This is a genomic window from Leifsonia shinshuensis, from assembly GCF_022606355.1.
Taxonomy (GTDB): domain Bacteria; phylum Actinomycetota; class Actinomycetes; order Actinomycetales; family Microbacteriaceae; genus Leifsonia; species Leifsonia shinshuensis_B.
In genome coordinates this window covers 93,038-119,070 of sequence record NZ_JAHHZQ010000004.1, presented here as the reverse complement: position 1 = coordinate 119,070, position 26,033 = coordinate 93,038, and the positions used below count along the sequence as shown (strand labels likewise).

24 protein-coding genes are annotated in these 26,033 nt (G+C 70.3%); 10 read left to right on the top strand and 14 right to left on the bottom strand.

The window, feature by feature from the left end; translation table 11 throughout:
- Positions 1 to 11 precede the first annotated feature (11 nt).
- Positions 12 to 584 carry a GtrA family protein gene (locus tag KNO15_RS15905; protein ID WP_241704783.1) on the top strand — a complete coding sequence of 191 codons (573 nt, stop codon included), beginning with the start codon at positions 12 to 14 and terminating at the stop codon, positions 582 to 584.
- On the opposite strand, the gene KNO15_RS15900 is transcribed toward KNO15_RS15905, so the two are convergent.
- Both KNO15_RS15900 and KNO15_RS15895 read right to left on the bottom strand, forming a co-directional pair.
- Entirely contained in the window at positions 546 to 1,094 is a 549-nt protein-coding gene (locus KNO15_RS15900; protein WP_241704782.1) for a PH domain-containing protein, read from the bottom strand. The two genes, KNO15_RS15905 and KNO15_RS15900, sit on opposite strands and share 39 nt — an antisense overlap.
- 8 nt (positions 1,095 to 1,102) lie before the next feature.
- Positions 1,103 to 1,864 carry a biotin--[acetyl-CoA-carboxylase] ligase gene (locus tag KNO15_RS15895; RefSeq protein ID WP_241704781.1) on the bottom strand — a complete coding sequence of 254 codons (762 nt, stop codon included), beginning with the start codon at positions 1,862 to 1,864 and terminating at the stop codon, positions 1,103 to 1,105.
- Between the two features lie 76 nt (positions 1,865 to 1,940).
- On the opposite strand from KNO15_RS15895, the gene KNO15_RS15890 reads away from it, so the two are divergent.
- The 3 genes from KNO15_RS15890 to KNO15_RS15880 all read left to right on the top strand — a co-directional run bounded on the left by KNO15_RS15890 (position 1,941) and on the right by KNO15_RS15880 (position 6,167).
- Entirely contained in the window at positions 1,941 to 3,554 is a 1,614-nt protein-coding gene (locus tag KNO15_RS15890) for an acyl-CoA carboxylase subunit beta (protein ID WP_208038388.1), read from the top strand.
- Positions 3,551 to 3,802 carry an acyl-CoA carboxylase epsilon subunit gene (locus tag KNO15_RS22925; protein ID WP_241704780.1) on the top strand — a complete coding sequence of 84 codons (252 nt, stop codon included), beginning with the start codon at positions 3,551 to 3,553 and terminating at the stop codon, positions 3,800 to 3,802. Before KNO15_RS15890 ends, KNO15_RS22925 begins: the two co-directional genes overlap by 4 nt.
- 484 nt (positions 3,803 to 4,286) lie before the next feature.
- The gene (locus KNO15_RS15880) at positions 4,287 to 6,167 is read left to right on the top strand and encodes a hypothetical protein (protein ID WP_241704779.1); all 1,881 of its coding nucleotides are present in this window, start codon (positions 4,287 to 4,289) and stop codon (positions 6,165 to 6,167) included.
- 32 nt (positions 6,168 to 6,199) lie between these two features.
- Here KNO15_RS15880 and KNO15_RS15875 read toward each other — a convergent pair whose 3' ends face one another.
- Genes KNO15_RS15875 through KNO15_RS15860 form a run of 4 tightly spaced genes read right to left on the bottom strand, consistent with a single transcriptional unit; the run spans position 6,200 to position 10,508 of the window.
- Positions 6,200 to 7,234 (bottom strand): hypothetical protein, encoded by a 1,035-nt coding sequence (locus KNO15_RS15875; RefSeq protein ID WP_241704778.1) that lies wholly within the window; start codon positions 7,232 to 7,234, stop codon positions 6,200 to 6,202.
- A complete protein-coding gene (locus tag KNO15_RS15870) occupies positions 7,231 to 8,511 on the bottom strand; it encodes a sensor histidine kinase (RefSeq protein ID WP_241704777.1) in 1,281 nt (426 codons plus the stop codon). Before KNO15_RS15870 ends, KNO15_RS15875 begins: the two co-directional genes overlap by 4 nt.
- Complete coding sequence (locus KNO15_RS15865) at positions 8,498 to 9,157, bottom strand: response regulator transcription factor (protein WP_055918145.1); 660 nt, start codon at positions 9,155 to 9,157, stop codon at positions 8,498 to 8,500. Before KNO15_RS15865 ends, KNO15_RS15870 begins: the two co-directional genes overlap by 14 nt.
- A 40-nt stretch (positions 9,158 to 9,197) precedes the next feature.
- Positions 9,198 to 10,508, bottom strand: a complete 1,311-nt coding sequence (locus tag KNO15_RS15860) for a class I SAM-dependent RNA methyltransferase (protein WP_241704776.1) — start codon at positions 10,506 to 10,508, stop codon at positions 9,198 to 9,200.
- Between the two features lie 24 nt (positions 10,509 to 10,532).
- Here KNO15_RS15860 and KNO15_RS15855 point away from each other — a divergent pair, with 24 nt between their 5' ends.
- Positions 10,533 to 11,168, top strand: coding sequence for a Maf family protein (locus KNO15_RS15855; protein ID WP_241705305.1), 636 nt, complete (start codon positions 10,533 to 10,535; stop codon positions 11,166 to 11,168).
- A gap of 123 nt (positions 11,169 to 11,291) precedes the next feature.
- Positions 11,292 to 13,055 (top strand): acetyl/propionyl/methylcrotonyl-CoA carboxylase subunit alpha, encoded by a 1,764-nt coding sequence (locus KNO15_RS15850; protein ID WP_241704775.1) that lies wholly within the window; start codon positions 11,292 to 11,294, stop codon positions 13,053 to 13,055.
- Positions 13,056 to 13,113: 58 nt separating this feature from the next.
- Here the strand turns inward: KNO15_RS15850 and KNO15_RS15845 are convergent, their stop codons facing one another.
- The 3 genes from KNO15_RS15845 to KNO15_RS15835 all read right to left on the bottom strand — a co-directional run bounded on the left by KNO15_RS15845 (position 13,114) and on the right by KNO15_RS15835 (position 17,479).
- Positions 13,114 to 13,956 (bottom strand): type IV toxin-antitoxin system AbiEi family antitoxin domain-containing protein, encoded by an 843-nt coding sequence (locus KNO15_RS15845; protein WP_241704774.1) that lies wholly within the window; start codon positions 13,954 to 13,956, stop codon positions 13,114 to 13,116.
- A gap of 199 nt (positions 13,957 to 14,155) precedes the next feature.
- Entirely contained in the window at positions 14,156 to 16,027 is a 1,872-nt protein-coding gene (locus KNO15_RS15840) for a cation:proton antiporter (protein ID WP_241704773.1), read from the bottom strand.
- A 15-nt stretch (positions 16,028 to 16,042) separates the two neighbouring features.
- On the bottom strand, positions 16,043 to 17,479 hold the full coding sequence (locus KNO15_RS15835; protein WP_241704772.1) for an NAD(P)H-quinone dehydrogenase: 1,437 nt from the start codon (positions 17,477 to 17,479) through the stop codon (positions 16,043 to 16,045).
- 85 nt (positions 17,480 to 17,564) lie between these two features.
- Between KNO15_RS15835 and KNO15_RS15830 the strand changes: the two genes are divergently transcribed.
- Genes KNO15_RS15830 through bla form a run of 3 tightly spaced genes read left to right on the top strand, consistent with a single transcriptional unit; the run spans position 17,565 to position 21,090 of the window.
- Positions 17,565 to 18,398 carry a purine-nucleoside phosphorylase gene (locus KNO15_RS15830; RefSeq protein ID WP_241704771.1) on the top strand — a complete coding sequence of 278 codons (834 nt, stop codon included), beginning with the start codon at positions 17,565 to 17,567 and terminating at the stop codon, positions 18,396 to 18,398.
- Entirely contained in the window at positions 18,395 to 20,110 is a 1,716-nt protein-coding gene (locus tag KNO15_RS15825) for a phospho-sugar mutase (protein WP_241704770.1), read from the top strand. Before KNO15_RS15830 ends, KNO15_RS15825 begins: the two co-directional genes overlap by 4 nt.
- Positions 20,111 to 20,151: 41 nt before the next feature.
- Positions 20,152 to 21,090: a class A beta-lactamase gene (bla, locus tag KNO15_RS15820; RefSeq protein ID WP_241704769.1), complete on the top strand. Its 939-nt coding sequence runs from the start codon at positions 20,152 to 20,154 to the stop codon at positions 21,088 to 21,090.
- A 54-nt stretch (positions 21,091 to 21,144) separates the two neighbouring features.
- On the opposite strand, the gene KNO15_RS15815 is transcribed toward bla, so the two are convergent.
- The gene (locus KNO15_RS15815; protein ID WP_241704768.1) at positions 21,145 to 22,338 is read right to left on the bottom strand and encodes an MFS transporter; all 1,194 of its coding nucleotides are present in this window, start codon (positions 22,336 to 22,338) and stop codon (positions 21,145 to 21,147) included.
- Between the two features lie 51 nt (positions 22,339 to 22,389).
- Here KNO15_RS15815 and KNO15_RS15810 point away from each other — a divergent pair, with 51 nt between their 5' ends.
- Positions 22,390 to 22,698 carry an ArsR/SmtB family transcription factor gene (locus tag KNO15_RS15810; protein WP_241704767.1) on the top strand — a complete coding sequence of 103 codons (309 nt, stop codon included), beginning with the start codon at positions 22,390 to 22,392 and terminating at the stop codon, positions 22,696 to 22,698.
- Between the two features lie 29 nt (positions 22,699 to 22,727).
- On the opposite strand, the gene KNO15_RS15805 is transcribed toward KNO15_RS15810, so the two are convergent.
- The 4 genes from KNO15_RS15805 to KNO15_RS15790 all read right to left on the bottom strand — a co-directional run bounded on the left by KNO15_RS15805 (position 22,728) and on the right by KNO15_RS15790 (position 26,019).
- Complete coding sequence (locus KNO15_RS15805; protein ID WP_241704766.1) at positions 22,728 to 23,000, bottom strand: PTS sugar transporter subunit IIB; 273 nt, start codon at positions 22,998 to 23,000, stop codon at positions 22,728 to 22,730.
- The gene (locus KNO15_RS15800) at positions 22,997 to 23,455 is read right to left on the bottom strand and encodes a PTS sugar transporter subunit IIA (protein ID WP_241704765.1); all 459 of its coding nucleotides are present in this window, start codon (positions 23,453 to 23,455) and stop codon (positions 22,997 to 22,999) included. Before KNO15_RS15800 ends, KNO15_RS15805 begins: the two co-directional genes overlap by 4 nt.
- A 24-nt stretch (positions 23,456 to 23,479) precedes the next feature.
- Positions 23,480 to 24,598, bottom strand: a complete 1,119-nt coding sequence (locus tag KNO15_RS15795; RefSeq protein WP_374113184.1) for an adenosine deaminase — start codon at positions 24,596 to 24,598, stop codon at positions 23,480 to 23,482.
- A gap of 116 nt (positions 24,599 to 24,714) precedes the next feature.
- The gene (locus KNO15_RS15790) at positions 24,715 to 26,019 is read right to left on the bottom strand and encodes a thymidine phosphorylase (RefSeq protein ID WP_241704763.1); all 1,305 of its coding nucleotides are present in this window, start codon (positions 26,017 to 26,019) and stop codon (positions 24,715 to 24,717) included.
- Between the last annotated feature and the right edge of the window lie 14 nt (positions 26,020 to 26,033).

Here is a 26,033-nt window from a genome sequence, read left to right as displayed (position 1 = left end):
TTGGCTGGAGCATGACGACCGAGACGAACACCACGGCGAGCAGGGCCCGCCTCCTCCCGCAGCTGATCAAGTTCGGCGCGGTGGGCGCAGTGGGCTTCGGCGTGAACCTCGTGGTGTTCAACGTGATGCTGCTGATCGTTCTGCGCAACGTTCAGCACGCCACCATCTACTCGACGATCATCGCCACGGTCATCGCGATCCTGACCAACTGGATCGGCAACCGCTACTGGGCGTTCTCGGGTCAGCGCCAGCAGAACGCGGCCCGCGAGGGGGTCGAGTTCTTCGTCGTCAGCCTCGCGACCGGCACCGGGATCCCCCTCGTCTGCATCTGGGTGTCGCACTATCTGCTCGGCCTGGCGAACCCCGTAGCCGACAACATCTCGGCGAACGTGGTCGGGCTGGCGCTCGGCATGCTGTTCCGGTTCGCCCTGTACCGCTGGTGGGTCTTCTCCCCCGCACGTGCCGAGCGGAGGAAGGCCGCCGCGGTTCGCGCCGCCGAGCCCGCCACCGCCAGGTCCGAGCCCGCGACGGTGACCGGCTCGACGCTAGCGCGAACCCCAGACGGTGGTCTCGTCGGAGACTGACTCCGACTGCTGGCGACGCACCGCGACGATCGTCTGCGCGTGCTCCATCAGCTCGCTGAGCGCGCGCTGCACCTGATCGGCCTTCGGCACGTCCTTGAGGACCACCGGGTGGTCGAGACCGGAGTTGATGCGCACGTCCCCGGAACGGAACATGCTCTGCAGCCAGGTCCGCTTGACGGCGACGTCGTAGCCGCGGCTGTGCAGCAGCTCTTGGCGCACGCGCACGAAGAAGCCGTGGCGCAGGATGAGCCTCCGGGTCGTGACCGTGTAGCGGCGGCTCAGCCAGACGGCGAGCGGGAGCAGGAAGAGCAGCAGGGTCGCGACGGCGGCCGCCGACCAGAGCAGGACGACCTCCCAGACCTCCGACACCCGTCCGGCGAAGAAGCCGACACCGCCGGCGACGACGATGAGGGCGAGGCTCGGCCAGAAGAGCGCGCGGGCGTTGGACCGGAGACGGGCGATGACCCGCTCCGGAGGCGGCGCGGGCGAACCCTCCGGCGTACTGCTCATGTCTCCCATTAATACCGCAGGTGCGTCACGTCGCCCGCCGCCACCGCGGTCGGCCCCGCATCCGACTCGACGATCAGCCTGCCGGACTCGTCGATCGCCGTCGCCGTGCCGAGCAGCACATCGCCGCCGGGCAGCTCGACGCGCACCGAGCGACCGAGCGTGTGGCAGGCCTCGGACACCTCGTCGCGCAGGGCGCTGCGGATCGGGTCGCCTCCCGCTGCGACGAACTCGCGGTAGAGCACGCTCAGCTGGATCAGGTAGGCGGCCAGCACGGCGTCGGGGTCGACCTCGGTGGCTCCGGCCAGCGCGAGCGAGGTGGAGGTCGGCGTAGGCAGCTCGTCGAGCTGCAGGGTCAGGTTCACCCCCGCCCCCACGATCACCCCGTCCATCCCGGGCAGCAGCTCCGACAGGATGCCGCACACCTTCGCCTCGTCGATGAGCACGTCGTTGGGCCACTTGACCGACACGTCGCGGGCCGTGAACCCGGCCAGAGCGCGGCTCATCGCGACGCCGGCGAGCAGCGGGAACCAGCCCAGCGCCTCCGGGGCGAGCCCCTCCGGGCGCAGCAGCACCGAGATGGCCAGCGACTTGCCCGGGGGCGAGACCCAGACCCGGCCGAGCCGGCCGCGGCCTCCCGTCTGGTTGTCGGTCACGACGACTGCGAGATCCGGCAGGTCGCCCGCACGCGACTGCAGCACATCGTTGGTGGAGGCGGCTTCGGGAAGCACCTCGAGAACGGGGACGACGGCGCGGCTGCGGCGGAAGTTCATTGCTCAATTCTGCCAGCGAACGGGCGCGGATTTGTAGGATTCCGTAGACGGCACGGGCATTCGGCTGGCAGGTAGAGTGAACGGCGTGACCGACACCGAAGCACGTCAGACCCCCGATCCCTTCACGACCGCCGGCAAGCTCGCCGACCTCAAGGAGCGGTTCCACGAGGCCGTGACCGCGAGCGGCCAGGCCGCCATCGAGAAGCAGCACGCGAAGGGCAAGCTGACCGCACGCGAGCGCATCGACCTCCTGCTCGACCAGGGCTCGTTCGTGGAGTTCGACGAGTTCGTCCGGCACCGCACGCATGCGTTCGGCATGGAGGCCAAGCGCCCGTACGGCGACGCGGTCGTCACCGGCGTCGGCACGATCCACGGCCGCAACGTCGCGGTCTTCAGCCAGGACTTCACCATCTTCGGCGGCAGCCTCGGCGAGGTGGCCGGCGAGAAGATCATCAAGGTCATGGATCACGCCATCAAGACCGGCGTGCCGATGATCGGCATCCTCGACTCCGGTGGCGCCCGCATCCAGGAGGGCGTGGTCGCGCTCGGCAAGTACGGCGAGATCTTCCGCCGCAACACCGCGGCCTCCGGCGTCATCCCGCAGATCTCGATCGTGATGGGTCCGGCCGCCGGCGGCGCCGTCTACTCCCCCGCGCTCACCGATTTCGTGATCATGGTCGACAAGTCGAGCCACATGTTCGTCACGGGCCCCGACGTGATCAAGACGGTCACCGGCGAGGACGTCGGCTTCGAGGAGCTCGGCGGCGCGCTCACCCACAACAAGATCTCCGGCGTCTCGCACTACCTCGCGAGCGACGAGGAGGACGCCCTCGACTACGCGCGCACCCTGCTCAGCTACCTCCCGCAGAACAACCTGGCCGAGCTGCCGGTCTTCGAGTCGGAGCCCGAGCTGGAGATCACCGACGCCGACCGCCGGCTCGACACGATCATCCCCGACTCGCCCAACCAGCCGTACGACGTGACCACGATCATCGAGGGGATCGTCGACGACGGCGAGTTCCTCGAGGTGCAGCCGCTCTTCGCGCCCAACATCGTCATCGGGTTCGCACGCGTGGAGGGCCGCTCGGTGGGCATCGTCGCCAACCAGCCGAGCGCGATGGCAGGCACGCTGAACATCGACGCCGGCGAGAAGGCGTCGCGGTTCGTGCGCTTCTGCGACGCGTTCAGCATCCCGATCCTCACCCTGGTCGACGTTCCGGGTTACCTCCCGGGGACCGACCAGGAGTGGACCGGTGTCATCCGCCGCGGCGCCAAACTGCTGTACGCGTACGCCGAGGCGACCGTGCCCCTCGTCACGATCATCACGCGCAAGGCCTACGGCGGCGCCTACATCGTGATGGGCTCCAAGCAGCTCGGCGCCGACATGAACCTCGCCTGGCCCACCGCCGAGATCGCGGTGATGGGAGGCCAGGGAGCCGTCAACATCCTCTACCGGGGCGAGATCAAGCGCGCCGAGGAGGCGGGAGAGGATGTCGCAGCCGTGCGCGCACGCCTCGCCAGTGAGTACACCTACAACGTGGCGAGTCCGTTCCTCGCCGCGGAGCGCGGTGAGCTCGACGGCGTGATCGAGCCGGCCGCCACACGCATCTCGGTCATCAAGGCTCTGCGGGCGCTGCGTACCAAGCGTGCGGCGATGCCGCCGAAGAAGCACGGGAACATCCCGCTGTGAGCGGCGCCCACGCAGCGTCGGACGCCTCCCCGCTCGACCCGTCCCAGCTCCGGTTCCTCACGAAGGGCGTCACGCCCGAAGAGGTCGCCGCCGTCACGGCCGTGCTGGCGACGGCAGCGGCCGAGGCCGCCGCGGCTGCTCGCGACGCGCGGCCGCAGCACGGCCCGGACGGCTGGGAGCGCACGCAGCGCAGCCTGCGCCGCCCGCTCGACCGTGGACCGGCCGCGTGGCGTTCGTTCTCCGGCTGAGCCTGGTTCGACCCCGGTTCGACCGCCGTTGTACCCCGATCGGGGAGGCCCCCACTCGCGGGTCACGCGGCATTGCGGCATAGTGACCATTCAGCGGCCTCGGGGCTGTCCCCCTGCGGTCCCCCAAAATGACGACTATGTATTTCTCGGAGGACGCGACAATATTGTTGTTGCTAGGTGTCTCTCCTCGTGAGTTACACCGCCAATCACTCGCCGACTAGGGTAAGCGGGCGAGTGCTTTGGGGGCGAGTCAGGGCGATATTCGGGTTGTCGCCCTGACTCGGGGTTTGAAAAGGGGCCGACAATTCGGGTGTCGGCCCCTTTCATCTCGTTAAGGGCGCCTCGCGCGCCCATCTCCGCACGTGAGACGACATCATCATTGTCGATTCATGACAACCTTGAGCTGCGAATGGTTGTGCGCTCTGTCTCCAGCGTCAGCCGTGGATGATGGAATCGAGCAGCTTCACTTAAGCTTGGGGGGATCGTGGCAGTCGGTTACCGTGCAATACTCCGTTTCGACTCGGCAGTGGATGCCGTCGAGGTCGCGGAGAACCAAGTGCGCGATTGGCTCAGAGACAAGCTACGAGCCAAGGCGGCAGATATTGTTTGGGACCGGCCAGGACGTTACGGCTTCGGGCGTCGTGCGGAACTGCTTGTCGTGCATGCTGAGCACGAGGCGAGCGGCAGGCGGCGCCTCTACCGGCTGATAGAAACCAACGCCGCAGGGCGTTGGATCGTCTCTCTCTACGCGTCGTCACTGACAGCCCGCGGCGAAAACCAACAGTCCATCGTGGTGGAGGTCGATCTCAGCGGCGTTGAACGCGAGACGGCTCTCGCTAAGGTCGCTCCCCCGCGAATTGTTCGTTCCATACTCAACACGGTCAAGGCTAGCGACGGCGCAGTGCCACTCACTGGTACCGCCGCGACAATCCGATCTGGGCAGGCCTCCGAGGTGATCCGCGCCATTACGGACCCCGACCGCACAGCGTCTGTTGTCGTGGCTGTATCGCCGGCTCGTGACCTTGACGACGCCTGGCGCGAAATGGTCTCCAACCTGACTACCCAGAGCGTGGGCGTTACTGCGGCATACGCGGTATTCGCCGACGCAGCGGAGGAGTTAGACGAGGCGCTCCCCGAGAGCCATCGAGCTCGACAGGGTGAGGTGCGGACCTATCTGCCTCGGGTCGATCTCACCGACCCGAAGGATTCGATTCGCCACAAGTGGCTGTCGCTCCCCACCCTCACCCGTTCGCTCGAAGGCAGGTCGGTTGCGGAACCGTTGCAGCGACGCCATGGCGAGGTGGCACGCCGGCGGTTCGTGGAAGCGGAGCCGCCCGCAGATATCCGAAGAACGATTGAGGTGCTCCGTCGCGCCGAGACAGCGGTCGATCGCGCAGCCAAAGTCGAGGCGAGAGTTGCGGAAGCGCAGCCGCGACGATCGAAGCCGCGGAAATCGGCGGAGTGGGCCGTCACTGCCCTTCGTGGAGAAGGGACATCCGTTCCCGCGACTCCGCTGGCGTCGCTCTGGATCGAGCGGATCTCCAACTCGGTCAAACGTTGGCTCGGACTCGACGATCCCGCCCTCGAACAGTTGGATGCGCTCGATGATTTCATCGCGAGCAAGGTCGCCGAGGTGGGGATCGCCGAGGAACAGCTCAATGAAGCTGCCGAGCGTGAGGAGGAACTGCGATCGGAGGGTTCTCACCTGCGACGGGAACTCGAGGACCGTGACCTTGATCTCGCGATCGCCCAAGAACAACAGATACACGACCAGCGAGAACTGACAATCTTGAGGCAGCGCATTGCCGCGAGTCAGAGCCCTCAGGACGCATATGTAGAACCTGATGAAGATGGGTGGGACGCACCGTCTTCCGTAGAAGAACTCATCGGGCGCCTGCTTCCCGGCGACGAAGCGCACTCCATCTCCGAGCGTGTCATCTTCACGGGTGACCTCGATACAGCGCTCGAGGTCGATAGGCGTGATGCGACGGGCCGTTATGCAGCCGCCTTCTGGCAACAAGCGCGAACCCTCCACGACTATGCGATCGCGCGATCAAATGGTTTTAGAGGAGGTGTCCACACCTATCTCACGGATGATCGCGCGAACGGCGTCAAGTGCCCTCCCGGTCAGCATGCGGCCAAGGAGAGCGAGACAGTGCTGAACAACTCCAAATGGCGTCAGGAGCGGGTGCTCCCCGTTCCATTGGACGTGGAGCCAGACGGGGAACTACTCATGGAGGCGCATTTCAAGCCGACGTGGCGGGACAGCTTTGCGCCCCGGATGTACTACTGGGATGATGTGGCGAGATCGGGAAAGGTCTATGTCGGCTACATCGGTAGGCATCTCACCAATACTCAGACCTGAAGCGCACTCTGACTCGGTCAGCGCCAACTGCGTCAGCGGGCCGCGTCGACGAGCGGGCGCGGGATCTCCAGCCACAGGTCGACCTCGTCGTCGTCCGACTCGACACCGAGCGCGTTCGCGGCGCCGTCGTCCGACATCCGGAGGCCGACGACGGTGACCGCGGTCTTCGACGAGCGCGGTACGGTGCGGACGATCAGCTTGTCGGTCGTCGTACCGCGGATCGCGTCCGCGAGACGGCGGAGGACGGTCTCCAGCCCGCTCTGGTCGAGGTCGTCGATGCCGCCCTCGTCGAGCAGGCTCACGACCACACCGCGCCGGCGCGCGTCCATGACCTCGCGGCGCACGTCGTCGTTGAGCAGGCGCCGACCACGGATCTCGTCGCGGATCGCACCCTCCAGATAGCGGCACTCCCGGCGTTCCGCCTCGGTGAGGTCGCCGCCGCGGCGGACGATCTCGGCAAGCATCGGAGCGGCCACCCGGTAGGTCTGCCTCAGCCGGAGCTGACGCTCCATCACGTGCGCCTCCTGCGCCGCCTGCCACTCGGTGGCCTCCCGCTCGGCCCGGGCGAACTGGAGGGCGTCGCGGCCCGCCTTCGCCAGCGAGCCCGAGATCACCACGGCGACACCGACCCACACCACCGAGCCGACCACGCCCAGACCGGCGAGCGCACCCGGCCCCGCCCAGACCACCGTCTGCACCGCGAGGAAGCCGACGCCCACCCAGGCGACGAACTGCTGGCGGCGCACCGCGGCGATCGTCATGAGGGTGCCGACGGCGGCGACGTACCAGGTCGCGTACCCGTTGTCTTTCGCGGGGTCGAGCTCGCTGGTGACCAGGATCGGGATGACGACGCACACGGCGAGGTCGAACGCGGCCAGCCACAGCGGCATCTTGGTGGGGCTGGTCGGCCACAGGCTGATGACGGTCGCGACGGCGTAGAGCGCCATCGCCACGATCGCCGGGCCGGGGGCGCTGGGGATCGACAGCGACGACAGGCCGAGGAACAGGTGGTAGGCGGAGAACAGCGCCCCGAGTCCCAGGAACAGCAGCCGGTTGAGCGTGATCATCCCGCGGCCTCCTGCTCGCGATCGACGACGGAACCGTGCTCGGCCGCCGGCCACACGATCGTCACCGTCGTGCCCTCGCCCGGAGCCGACACCACGGTGGCCCTGCCCCCGACCTTCGCCAGCCGCTCACGGATGCTCACCCGCAGGCCGAGCCGCTCCGCCGGCACCGTGTCAGCGTCGAAGCCGCGCCCGTCGTCGGCCACGATCACGCGGACCGCCGCGCCGTGGTCGCCGCCGTGCACGGTGACGCTGCGGCGGACGTCCTCGCCGCCGGCGTGCTGCATGCTGTTCACCATCGCCTGCACCGCAGCGGAATAGACCGCCTCCGCGACGTTCACGGGGAGGCTGTGCAGGTCGTCGTCGTCTCGGGCGTCCACCGCGAACGGCGAGGAGAACGCGCGCGCGGCCGTGACGAGGCGGTCGGAGAGCTGCTCGACGCCGACCTGGGTCTGATCCTCGGGGCCGGAGGCCTCCGCCGCGTGCAGATGCCCGATCGCGTCGGCCGCCATGCGCGCAGCCAGATCCTTCTGCTCCGGCGTGCGGGCACTCGCCGCCGAGAGCAGCGTCGTCAGCACGCTGTCGTGCACGATCGCATCGACCTGCACGCGCTCCACCTCCGTGGCGTGCTGTCGCACCGCGTTGCCGTACTTCGCGAGCGCCTGGCTCTGCGCGACGTCGACGGCGGAGGCGGCCTGCCGCATCATCGCGATGATCGCCAGGATCACGCCGCCGAGGATGATCGCGTAGACCGTGTCGAGCCCGGCGAGCTCAGCGCCGACCCCGCCGCCGGCCGGCAGCGCCCGGACCACGCCGTAGGCGATCGGGGTGATGAACGTGTAGGCGATCGCCAGCCACAGCGGGTAGGCCACGGCGGCGAACGCCGTGAACACCGAGCAGAGGAACCACACCCACGGCTTGTCGGACGCGAACGCGGACGGCTGCGACACCAGCAGCGGCCACGTCACGATCGCGGCGAAGTAGACGAGCGAGAGGATGCCCATGGTGAGCTTGACGAACCGCTGGGCGAAGATCGCCAGCAGCACCGTGAACGCCAGACCGCCGAAGACCAGCACCAGCACCACGGCCGCCCAGGGGCTGCGCAATGCGCCCAGCTGGCCCAGCGCCGTCGGGAAGGTCTGCAGGCCGAACACCAGGCCGAACGCCGACACCGTGCGGTCGGAGATGCGCTCGATCCGTGCGCGGCTCAGCGGGTTGCGCGGCTTGGCCGCCTCGACAGGGGCTCCCGGCGTCGAGCGCGGGAGACTAGGGGCGCTCATTGCCCGTGTCGGGATCGAGCCCGGGCAGGATGCCGTCCTCCACTGCCCGGCGAAGGAGATCGACCTTGGTCGGCGCGGGCCGACCGACCTCGACGTACTTCACGCGGATGCGGTCGAGGTACTCGCGCGCGGTCGAGTTCGCGATCCCCAGCTGCGCCGCGACCGCCTTGAGCGGCAGACCGGAGGCGTAGAGGTGCAGCACGTCGCGCTCACGACGGCCGAGCTGCGCCTTCGCGAAGTCGCTGTCGGCGTCGATCGCGGTCGCCCACTCCAGGTTGTTGAGCACGTCGCCGCGCGCGACCGTCTCGATCGCGTTCATGACCGTCGTGGTCGGGGACGACTTGGGGATGACGCCGGCCGCGCCCGCGGCGAGCGCCTCGCGGACGCTCGCAACCCGGTCGGCGATGCTGTGCACCAGCACGGCCGCGCCGGTCGCCTGCGCCCGCTTGACGTTGTCGGTGACCTTCGAGCCGTCGCCGAGCGACAGGTCGAGCACCACGACGTCGCACTCCTGGGAGCCGAGAAGCTCGACGAACTCGTTCACCGTCGCCGCTGCCACGACGACCTCGTACCCGGCGTCCTGACAGGCCGCCTTGAGCCCGAGGCGCACAGACTCGTGATCGTCGACGATTGAGACTCGCACCATGCTGACCATCGTAGTGTGCAGCATGCTCGGATCCCGGCGATCACGGGGTCAGCGTGGCGACGGCCTCCACGTGGTGGGTGTTCGGGAAGAGATCGAAGGCGCGCAGCGAGCGCAGCGGATAGCCGCGCTCCGCGAAATACGCCAGGTCGCGCGCGAGCGCGACGGGGTCGCACGCGACGTAGACGATCTGCGCGGGGCGCATCGAGGCGATGGCCTCCACGACGTCGCGCCCCGCTCCGGAGCGGGGCGGATCGAGGACGACCGTGGCGGCGCGCAGCCTGGCGCGCTCGGCGGCCGTCGCCTCCACCGCCAGCGCGGTCACGAAGTGCTCGACCCGCGCGGTCACCGCTGACGCGCCGACCCACTCGGCGAGGTTCTCGGCCGCGTCGTCGGTCGCAGCCTCGTCGGACTCGACCGACGTGATGCGCGTCGTCGGGCCGAAGCGGTCGCCGAGCGCCGCCGCCAGCAGACCGACCCCGCCGTAGAGGTCGAGGTTCGCGGCGCGCGGATCGAAGACGGCCTCGTCGACCGCCGAACGCACGGCCGCGGTGAGCGTCGCAGCCGCCTCGCGGTGCACCTGCCAGAAGCCGCGCGCGTCGAGCCGGAACTCCCGCTCGCCCACGCGCTCGCGGATGGGGACCGGACGACGGCGCGGGCGCACCGGGCGCCTGCCGTGCCTGCCGCCCTTCCCGTTCGACTCCGGGAGGTCGTTGACGAGCACATGCGTCGCCCCCAGCCCGGTGGCGACGATGTCGACCGACTCGGCGCCGGGGAAGCGCTGGCCGAACGGCGTCGACCCTTCCACCGCGGCGGTGGCCAACGGGAGGCCGGTCACGGGGACCACGGTGTGGGTCCGCGCCGCGAACGGGCCGATCGTGCCGTCCCTGCCGACCTGGAGCCGCACCCGCGTGCGCCAGCCGGTGCCGTCCTCCGTCTCGCCGCTCACGGCCTCCACCATCAGGCGGCCGCCGTCGGGGCCGACCGCGGCGATCGTGTCGGCATCGAGTCGTGCGGTGCGCTGCAGGGCGTCCTCGATCACGCGACGCTTGAGCTCCCGCTGGTGGTCGAGCCGGATGTGGCCGAACTCGGCGCCACCCGCGCGCTGCCCCGGGGCGCGCCGCACCGAGGCCGCGTCCCAGACGTGCTCCCGGCGCTCGGCCGCCGGCTCGAGGACCTCCAGCAGCTCCGCCCGCCAGAACCGGTCGTGCGCGGTATCGGCCACGCGGGCGCGCACGCGCTCGCCCGGCATGGTGTCCGGCACGAAGACAACCCGGCCCTCGTGCCTGGCGACGAACACGCCGCCGTGCGCGACATTGATAATGTCGAGTTCGACCTCGTCCTTCTGGGGCATCCCCCGAGCATCCCACAGGTGAACATGCGCCTCTACCTCGCCTCCACCTCCCCCGCCCGTCTCGCGTTGCTGCGCGCAGCCGGCATCGAGCCGGTCGTCGTGCCGTCGCACGTGGACGAGCCGGCGGCCGTGGCCGCAGCGGAGGCGGAGCACGGCCCGCTGTCCCCCCAGGCGATGGTGCAGCTGCTCGCCCGGCTCAAGGCGGAGGCCGTGCGCGGCACCCTCGACGGCACTCCGATCGACGGGCTGATCCTGGGCGGCGACTCGGCGTTCGCCATCGACGACCGCATCCACGGCAAGCCGCACCTGCCGGAGGTCGCGCGTGAGCGCTGGCTCGCGCAGCGCGGCCGCACGGGCGACCTGCACTCGGGCCACTGGCTCATCGACCACCGCGACGGGCGCGAGAACGGAGCCGTCGGCGCGACGGCGGTGGCGTCGGTCACCTTCGCCGACGTCACTGAGACCGAGATCGATGCCTATGTGGCCAGCGGCGAACCGTTGGAGGTCGCGGGCGCCTTCACGATCGACAGCCTCGGCGGCCCCTTCATCACCCGGGTCGACGGCGACCCGAGCACGGTCGTCGGCCTGTCGCTGTCGACGCTGCGCGACCTGGTGCGCCGGCTCGGCGTCGAGTGGACGGAGCTGTGGAACCGGGTCTGACCGCTCCGCAGCGCAGCACGAAAAGCCCATTCCGTCTCTTGTCGACTCCCTGAAGCAGTGGGAATGCTTTTTTGTGGGAATCGTCCAAAAGCTGGTCCCGCTCCGGCAATAGGCTAGAGAACTGTGCCACGTATCTCCAAGGTCCTCATCGCAAACCGCGGCGAGATCGCCGTCCGCGTCATCCGCGCCGCGAAAGACAGCGGAATCACCTCCGTCGCCGTCTACGCCGACCAGGATCGTGACGCGATGCACGTGCGGCTCGCCGATGAGGCGTATGCCCTCGACGGCTCGACGAGCGCAGACACCTACCTCGTCATCGACAAGCTCCTCTCGATCGCCCGCCGCTCCGGCGCCGACGCCGTGCACCCCGGCTACGGGTTCCTCGCAGAGAACGCCGACTTCGCGCGTGCCGTCATCGCGGCCGGCCTGACCTGGATCGGCCCGTCCCCCGACGCGATCGAGCGCCTCGGCGACAAGGTGTCCGCCCGCCACGTGGCCGAGAAGGTCGGGGCGCCCCTCGCGCCGGGTACCCTCAACCCGGTCGCGGACGCGGCAGAGGTCCTCGAGTTCGTCGACAAGCACGGCCTCCCCGTCGCCATCAAGGCGGCGTTCGGCGGCGGCGGACGCGGCCTGAAGGTGGCGCGCACCCGCGACGAGGTCGCCGAGCTCTTCGAGTCGGCGACGCGCGAGGCGATCGCCGCCTTCGGCCGCGGCGAGTGCTTCGTCGAGAAGTACCTCGACCAGCCGCGCCACGTCGAGACGCAGTGCCTCGCCGACGCGTACGGCAACGTGGTCGTCGTCTCCACGCGCGACTGCTCGCTGCAGCGCCGCCACCAGAAGCTCGTCGAGGAGGCTCCTGCGCCGTTCCTCTCTCCCGAGCAGCTGGACAAGCTGTACAGCGCGTCCAAGGCCATCCTCACGGAGGTCGGCTACCAGGGCGCCGGCACCTGCGAGTTCCTGATCGGCAAGGACGGCACGGTGTCGTTCCTGGAGGTCAACACCCGCCTCCAGGTCGAGCACCCGGTGTCCGAGGAGGTCACCGGCATCGATCTCGTCCGTGAGCAGTTCCGGATCGCCGAGGGCGGCGAGCTCGACTACGACGACCCGGCGCCGCGCGGCCACTCCTTCGAGTTCCGCATCAACGGCGAGGACGCCGGGCGCAACTTCATCCCCTCCCCGGGACCGGTGCACGTGTTCAGGGCGCCGGGCGGCCCCGGCGTGCGCGTCGACAGCGGCATCCAGGCGGGCGACGTCATCAGCGGCGCGTTCGACTCGATGCTCGCCAAGCTGATCGTGACGGGCGCCAGCCGCGAGGAGGCGCTGGAGCGCTCCCGTCGCGCTCTCGACGAGTTCGAGGTCGCCGGTCTGCCCACCGTGCTGCCGTTCCACCGCGCCATCGTGCGCGACCCCGCCTTCGCCCCGCAGGACGGCGAGCCGTTCTCGATCTACACCCGCTGGATCGAGACAGAGTGGGCCGGCGGCATCGAGCCGTGGTCGGGCGAGCTGGGCGAGCAGGCCGCGGCCGAGCGCCGCAGCAACGTCGTCGTGGAGGTCGAGGGCAAGCGCATCGAGGTGTCGCTGCCCGCCCGCATCCTCGCCGGGGGCGCCGCATCGCCCGCGGCTGCGGCCGCCCCGCGCCGCCGCACCGGCGCGCACGCGGTCGACACCGCCACCGGCGACTCGGTGACCGCCCCGATGCAGGCCACCGTCGTCAAGGTCGCGGTGACCGACGGCGACGAGGTCGTCAAGGGCGACCTCGTGCTGGTGCTGGAGGCCATGAAGATGGAGCAGCCGCTGACCGCCCACAAGGACGGCACGATCACCGGCATCAACGCGTCGGTCGGCGAGACCGTCTCGTCGGGCCACCTCCTCCTCAACATCGTCTGATTCCATGCCGTAGCTCCGGAGTTCTGCGCCGATTCGGGCTCGATCTCCGGAGTTACGGCTATCTAACCGATCCCATCCCCCGATTCTCCGAATCAACCAACACCCCCTCCACGAGCGCCGCGACCTGCTCCCACTCCTCCAGTACCTGCCGCGCCGACACCCGGAGGCGCTTGCCGGCAAGCGCGAGCGCGGCATCGCGGGCACGATCACGCTCGAAGGCCTCTCGGCCGGAGTGGTAGGCGTAGCCGTCCAACTCGAGGTAGAGAACGCCGTCGATGCGCATGTCCACCCTCCCGACGCCCGCGACATGCACCTGCTGCTCGACGATGTGACCCCGGGATTCGAGCCGTTGGCGGACGAGCGATTCGATACCGGAGTCCGAGCCCGGTCGAGACTGGCCGGCCACCGCCCGCGCCGACCGGGGTTGGTGTGCGAAGACGTCGTTCACTGTCTCCAGCGTCACCAGGCCGGATGACAGCGCCGTATCGAGAACGGCCACGGCCGTCTCCCTCGACGCACAGGCGACTACCGATCGCAGACAGTCCGCGACCGACACGCGCCAGCACTCGCGGTGGCGGTCGCTATCCACCCAGTGGCGAACGCTGTTGTCGGCGGGCAATCTGGTCGCATGGGAAGGAACGCGCAGGTGCAGCCTCCCATCGACGCCTCCCCAGAGTCCGTAGCTTCGCGCGGCCGACACGCACGACAGTCGACCGCCGCCCGCGACCGCGGCGAGCGCAGTCGGAGGCGCTGAGAGCAGCGCGTACACACCGCGCCGCGGGCGCAGGAGCCGACCCTCCCGGACCGCCGCAGTCAACTCGCGTGCCGTGACGCGCTCGTCCACCAGCTGGCGCAAGGTCGCGATGCCGCCGTGTTGTCCGAGAACGTTCAGCCATTTCATCCACTCAGGGTGTCGTGCACGATCGGTGAACGCGGACATTCTCGCAAAGAGGTGGAAAGTCCATTCGGCCGGGTGGATGTGAGGGACGTTGCTAACTCCGGATAGTCGGCGCGACGCGCCGTCTGCAAGTCCGTAACTCCGGACACTCGATCGGATTCGCGCGGGATCTCCGGAGTTACGGAGGGCGAGATCGCGGCAGCTAGCCGGTGGCCTCGGTGGGGTCGCCCTTGAGGTCGATGCTGATCTCGTCGGCGTCGAGGTTGCTGAGGGCGCCGGCCAGGACGTCGGCGCTGAACGTGCCGTCGTCGCGAGCGTCGAGCAGGGCGTCGCGCTGCGCACGGATGCGCTGCAGCCGAGCGGTCTTGTGCTGGTTGAAGGCCTCGGGGGTCCGCTCCCGCGTCTCCGGCAGCGGCACGGCCTCGCCCGCCTCGCGCAGCAGTTCCAGGAGCCGCATGCGCTCGTCGCGCTCCGCCGCCGGATCGGCGGCCGTCGGCTTGACGATCCGCAGCGCGAGCCCGAGCGTCCCACCCTGGAGCAGCAGGGAGCCGGCCGCCACCAGGAAGGCGATCAGCACCAGCACCGACCTGCCGGGCGTGTCCTGAGGGAGGCTCTGCGCTGCCGCGACGGTGACGGCTCCGCGCATCCCCGCCCAGACGACGATGGAGCCCTCCCGCCAGCCGAGCGGCGCTCCCGTGAAGTAGTCGATGTCGGCGAGCACCCGGCGCAGACGCGTGCCGAACCGGGCGATGTTCTCGACCGTCCACGCCCGCTGGCGCGCCCGCTGCCGGCGCACGATCCGGCCTCGCCAGCCCGACGGCGTCGCCCCGATGGTCTCGCGAGCGGAGGCCGCCGCGTCCGGCATTCCGGCCACCTTGGCCACTTCGGCGTGCGCCACGGCGGGGTCGGCCGCCAGCACCTCGGCGTGCGCGTCGGGGTCGTCCACGGGGTCCCGCGGCAGCTCCGGCAGCGCCTCGGGGGGCCGCGGCCCCTGCTCGAGCAGCCGCCGGGCCGCCTCCGGGTCCTGCAACCGCTCCTGCAGCTTGGTCAGGGTCGGCCGCATGCGCTCCCGGCGCCGGCCGCGCCGTGCGAGCAGGGCGAGCAGCGGCGCGACGAACGCCGCCCGCACCAGCAGGGTCAGCAGCAGTGCCGCGGCGGCGATGCCGAGTGCGGGCAGCACACCCGAATGGTCGTTCTGCACTTTCTGCACGATGCCGAACAGCTCGAGACCCATCGTGAGGAAGATGATGCCCTCGAGCACCAGCTCGACCGTGCGCCAGTTCTGGGAGTCCGACAGCCGGTGCTCGGGCGAGAGCACCCGCGGCGCCCTGCTGCCGGTGATCAGACCGGCGACCACCGCCGCGACGAGCCCGGAGGCGCCGAGCGCCTCTGCGGGGATGGACGCCAGGAACGGCACGGTGAACGAGATGACGGTGTTGACCGTGGCGTCCTTCACCCGCGCCCGCACGATGAGGTTCAGCCGGCCGACCAGCCAGCCGAAGACGACCGCCACGACGACCGAGTAGAGGAACGACAGCGTCACCGCCCCGACCGTGAACCCGGCGACCGCCGCGGCAGCGATGGCGGCGCGTAGCAGCACGAGCGCTGTCGCGTCGTTGAGCAGGCTCTCGCCCTCCAGGATCGCCACCACGCGCGGGGAGACGCCCGCACGCTTCACGATGCCGGTCGCGACCGCGTCGGTCGGGCTCACGATCGCGCCGAGGGCGACGCCCCAGCCGAGGCCCAGCCCGGGGATCGCCCACGCGAAGAAGATCCCGAGCAGCAGCGAGCTCACGATGACCAGCACGACCGACAGGCCGCCGATCGCCCCGAACTCGCGGCGGAAGTTCATCGATGGCATCGAGACGGAGGCCGAGTACAGCAGCGGCGGCAGGACTCCCGCGATGATCCACTCCGGCTGGAGGGTCAGCGCCGGGACGAACGGCAGGAACGAGACGAGGATGCCGACGACCACCAGGATCAGCGGCGAGGCGACGCCGAAGCGCTGTCCGAAGCTGGTGGCGGCGGCGATGGTCAGAACGGCGAGGACGCCGATGACCAGGATCTCCTCCATCCGCCCGGCCTCCGTCTAGAGAACGATGTGCATCGCGCGGGCGGCGTCCGAGATCGAGCCGGACAGGGACGGGTAGACGGTGAACGCCCTGGCCACCTGGTCGACCGTGAGCCGGTGCTCCACGGCGAGGGCCAGCGGGAAGATCAGCTCGGAGGCCCGAGGGGCGACGATGACGCCGCCGATCACGGTGCCGGAGCCGGTGCGGGCGAACAGCTTCACGAACCCGTCGCGGATGCCCAGCATCTTCGCGCGCGGGTTGGACTTGAGGGCGAGCTTGTAGATGTCGCCCTGGGCGATGCCCTCCTCGATCTGCTTCTGGTTCCAGCCGACCGTCGCGATCTCGGGCTGGGTGAAGATGTTGCTCGTCACGTTGCGCAGTTCGATCGGGTTCACCGCGTCGCCCATCGCGTGGAACACCGCCGTGCGGCCCTGCATCGAGGCGACCGAGGCGAGCGGCAGCAGATCGGAGCAGTCGCCGGCTGCGTAGATGTTGGGGATAGAGGTGCGGGCGACCCGGTTGACGCGGATGTGCCCGGACGGCGTGAGCTGCACGCCGGCCTCCTCGAGCCCGATGCCCGTGGTGTTGGGGATGGAGCCGACGGCCATCAGACAGTGGCTGCCCTCGACGGTGCGGCCGTCGGTGAGGGTCGCGACGACGCCGGTCTCCGTGCGCACGACCGACTCGGCCCGCGACTTGGCGAGGACCTGCATGCCGTTGCGCTTGAAGACGTTCTCGATGACGCGGGCGGCGTCGGCGTCCTCGCCGGGGAGCACCTGGTCGCGCGACGAGATCAGCGTGACCTTGGAGCCGAGCGCGGTGTACGCGGAGGCGAACTCGGCGCCCGTGACACCGGAACCGACCACGATCAGGTGCTCCGGCACGGTTGCCAGGTCGTAGAGCTGGGTCCAGGTGAGGATGCGCTCCCCGTCGGGGACCGCGGACGACAGGATGCGCGGGCTCGCGCCGACCGCGATCACGATCGTGTCGGCCTCCACCCGGTCGAAGTCGGTACCGGAGTCGCCGGTGCCGGTCGAGACGATGATCGCGTCGTCGCCGTCGAGCCGGCCCTCGCCGGTCACGATGCGCACTCCGGCGCGGACGAGCTCCGCCCGCATGTCCTCCGACTGCTGGCGCGCGAGGCCCATGAGGCGCTTGTTCACGGCCGCGAGGTTGACCGCGATCTCGGGACGCACCGGCTTGCCGCCCGCCCCGCGCGTGAAGAACTGCACGCCGAGATCGGTCGCCTCGCCGATGGCGTTGGTGGCCTCCGCGGTGGCGATGAGGCTCTTCGAGGGCACCACATCGGTGATGACGGCGGAGCCGCCGACGCCCGAGCGCTCGACGAGGGTGACGTCGGCGCCGAGCTGTGCGCCGGCGAGCGCCGCCTCGTAACCGCCGGGACCGCCGCCGAGGACGGCGATCCGCTGCTTCCGCTCGAATTCATAGGCCATGCCCCTCATTCTTCCGTATCGGGATGCACCGATGCGCACCCGCGCTCACCCTGCAGCCGGAGGGACCGCTCAGTAGAGTTGGCTCATGCTCGAAACCACCCAGAACCCGCTCGATGACCGCGCCACCGACCCGTTCGAGGTCGCGAGGCAGGCGGCGGTGCAGATCGCCGCGAAGACCGGGGTCGAGAAGCACGACATCGCCCTGACACTCGGCAGCGGGTGGGGCAAGGCGGCCGACCTCATCGGCGAGACCGTCGCCACCATCCCGGCGCACGAGATCGTCGGATTCAGCAAGCCGGCGCTGGAGGGCCACGTCGGCACGCTGCGCTCGATCCGTCTCCAGAACGGCAAGCACGCCCTGGTGATCGGCGCCCGCACCCACTACTACGAGGGCCACGGGGTGCGCAGGGTCGTCCACAGCGTCCGCACCGCGGCGGCGGCCGGGGCGACCACGATGGTGCTCACCAACGGCGCGGGCGGCATCAAGGAGCACTGGAAGCCCGGCACCCCCGTGCTCATCAGCGACCACATCAACCTGACGGCGGACTCTCCGCTGGAGGGCGCGACGTTCATCGACCTCACCGATCTCTACTCGAAGCGCCTCCGCGAGGTCGCCCGCACGATCGATCCGACCCTCGACGAGGGCGTGTACACGCAGTTCCGCGGCCCGCACTACGAGACGCCGGCCGAGGTGCAGATGGCGAAGGCGATCGGCGGCCACATCGTCGGCATGTCCACGGCGCTGGAGGCCATCGCCGCACGCCAGGGCGGGATGGAGATCCTCGGGATGTCGCTGGTGACCAACCTCGCCGCCGGCATCCAGAAGACTCCGCTCAGCCACCAGGAGGTCATCGACGCGGGCCGGGAGGCCGAGCCGGTGATCAGCGCCCTCCTGGCTCAGATCGTGGAGGCCCTGTGAGCAGCCGGGACGCGCAGGCCGACACTCCTCAGCTGCTCGCCGACGCGCGCGCCTGGCTGGCGCAGGACCCCGACCCGGAGACGCGCACCGAGCTCGAGTCGCTGATCGTCGCGGCGCAGGCCGGATCTGCCGAGGCGGTCGACGACCTCCACTCGCGGTTCGACACCCGGCTGGAGTTCGGCACCGCGGGGCTCCGGGGCGAGATCGCCGCAGGCCCGAACCGGATGAACCGCGTCCTGGTCGCACAGGCCGCGGCCGGGTTCGCCCGCTGGCTCCTGGAACACGCGGAGGGCGAGCAGCCGTCGGTCGTCATCGGCTACGACGGCCGCAAGAACTCCGACGTCTTCGCGCGCGACACCGCGGAGCTGATGGCGGGTGCGGGCGTGCGCGCCGTGCTCCTGCCGCGCCTGCTGCCGACCCCGGTGCTGGCGTTCGCCGTGCGCCATCTCGACGCCAGCGCCGGCGTCATGGTGACCGCGAGCCACAACCCGCCGAACGACAACGGCTACAAGGTCTACCTCGGTGGTGAGAACCACGGCTCCCAGATCGTGTCGCCCACCGACGCCGAGATCGCTGCGCACATCCTCGAGGTGGCGAAGGGCGACATCGGCGACCTCCCTCGCTCCGAGCAGTTCGAGATCGCCCCGCCCGACGTCGAGCTCGCCTACGTGGAGGCGACCGCGTCCGTCGCCACGACCACCGCACCGCGGGACGCCGTCTCGTTCGCCTACACCGCGATGCACGGCGTCGGCTGGCGCACCGCGGAGGCGGTCTTCGAGCGGGTCGGCTTCTCGCGCCCGGTCGTCGTCGCTGCGCAGCGCGACCCCGACCCGGCGTTCCCGACGGTCTCCTTCCCCAATCCGGAGGAGCCCGGCGCGATGGATCTGTCGTACGCGACAGGCCGGGAGGCCGGCGTCGACCTGATCATCGCCAACGACCCGGACGCCGACCGGCTCGCGGTCGCCATCCCCGACGCGACGTCGGCCGATGGCTTCCGGCGGCTGAGCGGCAACGAGGTGGGAGCGATCCTGGGCTGGCGTGCGGCCGAGCTCGCCGAACGCGCGGCGACCGAGGGGGCCGCTTTCGGTGCGCTCGCGTGCTCGATCGTCTCGTCGCCGGCCCTCGCCGCCGTCGCCGCGGCCTACCGCCTCGACTTCGCCGACACGCTGACCGGCTTCAAGTGGGTGTCCAGGGCCCCTGGCCTGATCTACGGTTTCGAGGAGGCTCTCGGCTATCTGGTGAACCCGCAGACCATCCGCGACAAGGACGGCATCTCGGCGGCGACCGCGTTCCTCGACCTCGCGAACGAGCTGGCGGCCTCCGGCCGAACCATCGCCGACCACCTCGTCGCGTTCGCCGAGCGCTTCGGCTACTTCGCCAGCGACCAGATCTCGATCAGGGTCACCGAGCTGTCCCGTATCGGCGAGATCATGGCCGCGCTGCGGTCGACGCCGCCGAGCCGCCTGGGCACCGTCGCCGTCGACCACATCGACGACCTGCGCGACGGCTTCGACGGCCTCCCGCCGAGCGACGTGCTGCGCATCGTGCTCGCCGACGGCTCACGCGTGATGGTCCGCCCGAGCGGCACCGAGCCGAAGCTGAAGATCTACATCGATGCATCGAGCGACCAGGGCTCGGTCGCGGAGCGGCGCGCGGACGCGACCGGTCGCGTCGCCGCGCTGGCGGACGCGATGCGGGAGCTGACGGCCTGACGACCCGGCTTGACCGTCGGCCCCGCATGGTCGAAGCTGGCATGATGCGTGTGAAATTCCAGCTCGTCATCCCGCTCACGATCGCCGCCCTCCTCGCGGGGTGCGCGCCGACAGCGGGTGGAGGCCCGAGCGGCACGTCCGCCACTCCGCCGCCGGTGACCCCGTCGGCGTCGCCGGACGCGCGCAGCGCAACCGCGCACAAGGAACTCGAAGCCCTGGAGTCCGAGCACGGCGCGCGCGTCGGCGTGTACGCGGTCGACACGGGGACCGGGAAGCAGCTCGCCTACCGAGCAGACGAACGCTTCGGCTACGCCTCCACGTACAAGGCCCTCGCCGCGGCCGCAGTGCTCGCCGACCCGCCGGCCGGCGGTCTCGACGCACCGGTCGGCTACACGTCCGGCCAGCTGGTCGCCCACTCCCCGATCACGGAACAGCACGTGGAGACCGGGATGACGCTCCGCGAGCTCGCGGACGCCGCGGTGCGGTACAGCGACAACACCGCCGGCAACCTCCTGTTCGACGCCCTCGGCGGTCCGGCCGGGTTCCAGGCGGCCCTGCGCGGGCTCGGCGACACCGTCACCAGCGCGGAGCGCGTCGAACCGGCGCTGAACCGGCTCACGCCGGGAGAGACCGCCGACACCAGCACGCCGCGCGCCCTGGCGACCGACCTCCGCGCCTTCGCGCTCGGCTCCGCCCTCCCGACGGGCGCCCGTGCCCAGTTGAAGACGTGGCTGGTCGGCAACACGACGGGAGACGCGCTGATCCGCTCGGTCGCTCCGTCGGACTGGACGGTCGGCGACAAGACCGGCAGCGCCGATCACGGCACCCGCAACGACATCGCCGTGATCTGGCGCGACACGGGCAAGCCGGTCGTGCTGGCCGTGCTCACCGACCACGCGGCGGCGGACGCCGACACCGACGACGCCCTCGTGGCCGCGGCGGCCGAGGCCGTGCTGCGCGGGCTCGGCGCGCTCGACTGAGTCGCGAAGCGGCGCGCAGCGCCGGAATCGCCCATGCTGCGAGGCCGCGCGCACTCAGCGCGTCGGCACAGAGCGCCGGGCGGCGCGCGCGGCGAAGCTCAGCAGGAACGTCGCCAGCGCGGCCACCGTCGCCGCCGCGCCGGCGAACGGCACGACCTGGGCCCCGCCCGCGCCCAGGGCGAGCGTGCCGATCGGCGGAGCGATCGCGATGCCGACGTACATCGCGGTCGAATACCACGAGAGCACGAGCGCGGACGACGCCGGGTCGAGGTGTACGAGGCGGTGCTGCACCGGGATCGCCATGGCGAAGGCGGTGACGCCCCAGAGCGCGAACACGACCGCGGAGGCGGCGAACGACGCTTCGACGAACGGCAGCACCGCGAGCGCGACGACCTGTCCGATCAGTGCGTACGTCGCGATGCGGCGACTGCCGAAACGATCGGTCAGCGGCCCGGCGACGACGTTCCCGACCACGCCGGCGACCCCGTACGCCAGGAGGAGTGCCGCCAGCAGCGGCCCCGCGCCGCCGGTCGACGCCCGGGTCACCGCGGCGGAGAAGATGTAGACGATGTTGAAGCCGGCGATCATGAACACGGTGGTCGCCAGCAGCGCGAGCACGCGCAGGTCCGCCAGCACCGCCAGCCGTCGCCTCAGGCTCGCCGGCGGCGCCAGCGGCACGCGCCGCACGAACACCGGGATGAGTGCGGCAAGCACCACGCCGAGTCCGACCACGCACCAGAGTGCGAACCGCCAGCCGGCCACGCCGCCGAGCGCGGTGCCGAGCGGCGATCCGACAGCGGTCGCGAGCGTGAACCCCGCGCCGACCAGGGCGAGCGCACGTCCGCGCTTCTCGGGCGCGGCGGGGGAGGCCGCCGCGGCAGTGGCGGTCGGGACGAGTGCCGCGCCGCCGATCCCGGAGAAGGTCCGACCTGCGATGAACCAGCCGAGATCGGGAGCGACGGCGGCGACCGCCGTGCCGACGGCGAAGACGGCGAGCCCGGCCGCCATCAGGGCGGAGCGGGGCACGCGCGGGAGGAGGATCGAGACCGCAGGAGCCGCGACCGCGACGACGAGCGAGTAGGTGGTGATCGACACGCTGACCGCTGCGGCGGAGGTGTGCAGGGTCGCCGCGATCTCCGGCAGCAGCCCGGCGATGACGAAGGCGTTGGTGCCGACCACGAAGAGCCCGAGGGCGAGGACCACGAACGCCGGAGTCGTTCTGCGGTACGATTGTTCGATGATCGTCATACCGTCAGCGTAGGGCGATAGTTCGATGATTGTCAAACAATTGGGCGCCGCATGACCGAATACCCCTCGCCGCCGATGGATCAGGTCGAGCTGGTGGATGTGCTCCGCGCACTGGCCGATCCGGTGCGACTGCAGATGGTGCGCGCGATCGCCGACGGGGACGCCCACCCGAAAGGCGTCACCGACTGGGGCGTCGACGTGCAGAAGTCGACGCTGGCGCACCATTTCAAGACTCTGCGCGAAGCAGGACTCACCAACACGATCGTGAACGGCCGTACGCACGACATCCAATTGCGCCGCGCCGAACTCGACGAGCGCTTTCCCGGTCTGATCGAGGCTCTGCTCGACGCCGCAGACTGAACCGGCGCCCGGGGTCTGACCCGGCGCCGTCAGCCCAGCGCTTCGTCGAGCTTCTGCTCGAGCTCGTCGAGGTCGAAGTAGTTCTGCACCACGATCACGTCGGCGTTGGTCGGACCGATCCGGTCGACCAGCTCGGGCGAGGTGAGGATGATCTGAGCGTCGCCCGCCGCAGAGCTCACGCTCGCGATGTCGGCAGCGGTGACGTCGGCGTCGAGGCCGAGTCGCTCCAGAACCCGCTCCGCGTTCACCTTCAGGATGCCGGAGGTGCCGATGCCGGCACCGCAGATCGCGACGATCCTCACCGCGCAGCGTCCTCGGTCAGCGTGAGGATGCGCTGCACCTCTGCGACGTCGGCCGCCGCGGCCAGCGCCGGGATCGCCTCGGGGTCGTTGAACACATTGGCGAGCTCGGCCACGCTGCGCACATGGCCCTCCGGCGTGGAGACGGCGAGACCGATCACCACCGAGACCGGGTCGTTGTGCGGGTGGCCGAAGACCACGGGCTCGTCGAGAGTCACCACCGAGAGCCCGTCGTGATGCACATCGGGTCCGGGTCGCGCGTGGGCCAGCGCGAGGCCGGGGGCGATGACGATGTAAGCGCCGAACTCCTCGATCACCTGGATCATCCGCGCGCCGTAGCCCTGCTCCGTCGCACCGGAGCGCGTCAGCGCCTCCCCCGCCAGTTCGACGGCGTCGCGCCAGTCCGAGGCGTGGGCTCCGACGGTCACGGCGGAGTCGGGCAACGGTGGCAGCGGCATGTGTCCAGCGTACGCGTTAGCGCGTCACGAACCCTCGAAACCTGCTGTGATGATCTCCGCCAGTTCTTCACGCTGCTCGACCGGGAGGAAGGCCCCCGCCGCAGCGTTCAGCTGGAAGATCTCGAGGTCGGTGCTGTCATACGAGAACGCGTCGGCGAGGATGCTCAGCTCGCGCGTGAGGGTGGTGCCGCTCATGAGGCGGTTGTCGGTGTTGACCGTCACCCGGAAGCCGAGCTGGTACAGCAGGTCGAACGGGTGGTCGAGGATGTCGTCGCCCCACGCCGCGATCGCGCCGGTCTGCAGGTTGGAGGTCGGGCTGGTCTCCAGCGCGATCTCGCGGTCCTTGACCCACTGCGACAGGGTGCCGAGCGTCACGTAGGTGTTCTCGTCGTCCTGGCGCTCGATCGTGATGTCCTCGGCGAGGCGTACACCGTGGCCCAAGCGGAGCGCACGGCCGTCCAGGAGGGCGCTGCGGATGCTGTCGAGACCGTCCGCCTCGCCCGCGTGCACCGTCGACGGGAAGAAGTTGGCGGCGAGGTAGTCGAAGGCGGCGCGGTGGTTCGAGGCCGGGAAGCCCGCCTCGGGGCCGGCGATGTCGAAGCCGACGGCGCCGCGGTCGCGGTGACGCACGGCGAGCTCGGCGATCTCGAGGCTGCGGTCGGTGTGGCGCATGGCGCTGACCAGCTGGCCCACGCGGATGCGGCGACCGGTCGCGCGCACGTCGTCGATGCCCTGCTCGAGGCCCTCCTGCACGGCCTCCACGGTCTCGTCGAGGCTGAGACCGCGGGTGAGGTGCTGTTCGGGAGCCCAGCGGATCTCGCCGTACACCACGCCGTCCGCTCCGAGGTCTTGCACGAACTCACGTGCGACACGGGTCAGACCCTCGCGGGTCTGCATCACGGCGGTGGTCAGGTCGAAGGTCTTGAGGTACTCCACGAGCGAGCCCGAGTTGGACTTCTCGGCGAACCAGGCCCCGAGGGCCGCCGGGTCGCTCGCCGGGAGCTCGAGGCCGATCCCGTCGGCGAGCTCCAGCACGGTGGCAGGCCGCAGGCCGCCGTCCAGGTGGTCGTGCAGCGACACCTTCGGCAGCGCCCGGATGTCGGTCCCATCGCTCAGCGTGTACTCGCCGACGTTCTCACTCATGCTCATGTCTCCCAATCTACTGAAGGCCGCCCACCCCGCGGCAACCGCCGGGACGGCGGACAGTCGGCCGCCTCGGAGGCTTCGATCCGATTCTGCGCCGCTTCGCGCGCCGGCGGTCAGCCGATGCGCTCGGCGACCAGCGGGCCGCGCTCGAAGGCGGTCCCGGGAGGCGCGATGCGGTAGGCGCCGTCGAGCGCCTCCAGGGCGCGCTCGAAGCGGGCAGGCTCGTCGGCCGACAGAGTGAAAAGCGGCTGCCCGGCGCGCACCTCGTCGCCGGGCTTGGCGTGGAGGTCGATCCCCGCAGCGTGCTGCACCGGGTCCTGCTTGCGGGCGCGGCCGGCGCCCAGCCGCCAGGCCGCGATGCCGAACGGGAGTGCCTGCTGCTCGACCAGGACGCCGTCGGCCTCCGCGACGACCGTGTGGGTCTCGCGGGCCACCGGAAGCGCCGCGTCGGGATCGCCGCCCTGCGCGCGGACGGTGGCGCGCCACTTGTCCATCGCGCGGCCGTCCTTCAGCGCGGCCTCCACATCGGCGTCCGGTCGGCCCGCGAGCGCCAGCATCTCGCGCGCGAGGGCGACCGTCAGCTCCACGATGTCGGCGGGGCCGCCTCCGGCGAGCACCTCGACCGACTCGCGCACCTCGTTGGCGTTGCCGATCGCGAGGCCCAGCGGCACGTTCATGTCGGTGAGCAGGGCGGAGGTCGCGACACCGGCGTCCCTGCCGAGCTCGACCATCGTGCGGGCGAGCTCGCGCGACTTCTCGATGTCCTTGAGGAAGGCGCCGGAGCCGAACTTGACGTCGAGCACCAGCGCGCCGGTGCCCTCGGCGATCTTCTTGGACATGATCGAGGACGCGATCAGCGGGATGGCCTCCACGGTGCCGGTGATGTCGCGGAGCGCGTACAGCTTGCCGTCGGCGGGAGCCAGGCCCGAGCCGGCCGCGCAGATCACGCCGCCCTCGTTGCGGAGCTGCGCGAACATCTCCTCGTTGCTGAGGTTGGCGCGCCAGCCCGGGACGCTCTCCAGCTTGTCGAGCGTGCCTCCGGTGTGGCCAAGCCCCCGGCCCGAGAGCTGCGGGACGGCGACGCCGAACGCGGCGACGAGCGGCATCAGCGGCAGGGTGATCTTGTCGCCGACGCCGCCAGTGGAGTGCTTGTCCGCTGTCGGCTTGCCGAGGCCGGAGAAGTCCATCCGCTCGCCCGAGGCGATCATCGCCAGCGTGAGGTCCTTGATCTCGCGGCGCGTCATCCCGTTGAGGAAGATCGCCATCGTCATCGCCGACATCTGCTCGTCGCCGACATAGCCGCGCGTGTACGCGTCCACCAGCCAGTCGATCTCGGCCGTGCTCAGCTCGCCCTTGTCGCGCTTGGTCCTGATCAGGTCGACGGCGTCGAACGCCTCGACCGCTCCCGCGGTGCTCACGAAGATGTAACCCC